The organism is Vibrio sp. 10N.222.48.A3, from assembly GCF_041475345.1.
Taxonomy (GTDB): domain Bacteria; phylum Pseudomonadota; class Gammaproteobacteria; order Enterobacterales; family Vibrionaceae; genus Vibrio; species Vibrio tasmaniensis_A.
In genome coordinates, this window is the sequence record NZ_JBFRVX010001818.1 from 1 (window position 1) to 250 (window position 250).

A 250-nucleotide genomic window follows, 5' to 3' on the forward strand; every position below is an offset into this window, starting at 1 on the left:
GGCTTATTATGACAAATTTTTCTGGGCGGGCAGCGCTATGTCATTGGAAGCGCAAGCCAAAGATGCTGCGAAGGGCGCGGTCGCGGGTAATGGTGAAGATGACATCATGGAAGCGCGTTTAGCGTTAGTACCTGAGTATGTTGAACGTTTTAAGCGAGTGTTTGGTGATGATACTCCGAAAATACACAACGCTTGGCGTGCTATAGCCGCGTTTGAACGTACGATGATTCAACGCGACATACCAATAGAC

At 48.4% G+C, this 250-nt stretch carries 1 protein-coding gene; it reads left to right on the plus strand.

The genetic code is table 11. The annotated features are described in order from the left end of the window. Nucleotides 1-250 (plus strand): cytochrome-c peroxidase (locus tag AB4653_RS29055; RefSeq protein WP_372106101.1); only part of this gene is annotated, 250 nt, incomplete at both ends.